A 427-nucleotide genomic window follows, 5' to 3' on the forward strand; every position below is an offset into this window, starting at 1 on the left:
GATGAACCATGGCCAAATGAAGCATGACGATACGCTCGAAATGCCCGGCATGGTTCATCCCTCGTTCATTCCAGTATTGACCGATGCGGATAGAGAAGCGGCTTTCCCTGGTCTTCAAGGTCATACAGTCCATGACAAGTATCTGGCCTGGTTCCTTCTGCTAGATCAACTTGAGTACCAGAACGCAAATGAAGGTAGCACCCTCAGTTGGGAAGCTACTGCCTGGGTTGGTGGCGATATCAATCGGTTCTGGTTTCGCTCGGAAGGTGAGCGAACGAATGGCGTTACTGAAGATGCGGAAATTCAGGCGCTCTACGGGCGTGCCATCAGCCCCTGGTGGGATGTGGTAGCAGGTGTTCGCCAGGACTTTAAGCCCGAGTCGCCGCAGACGTGGGCGGCTTTAGGCGTCCAGGGGATGGCTCTGTAT

Annotated in this window: 1 protein-coding gene; it reads left to right on the top strand. The window is 54.3% G+C overall.

Annotation, left to right across the window (positions count from 1 at the left end; translation table 11 throughout):
- Position 1: 1 nt before the first annotated feature.
- The coding region (locus RT21_RS22915; protein ID WP_046164476.1) for a copper resistance protein B at positions 2 to 427 on the top strand (426 nt) is incomplete at its 3' end.

Source organism: Pseudomonas sp. 10B238 (genome assembly GCF_000970615.1).
In the GTDB taxonomy this organism is placed as follows: domain Bacteria; phylum Pseudomonadota; class Gammaproteobacteria; order Pseudomonadales; family Pseudomonadaceae; genus Stutzerimonas.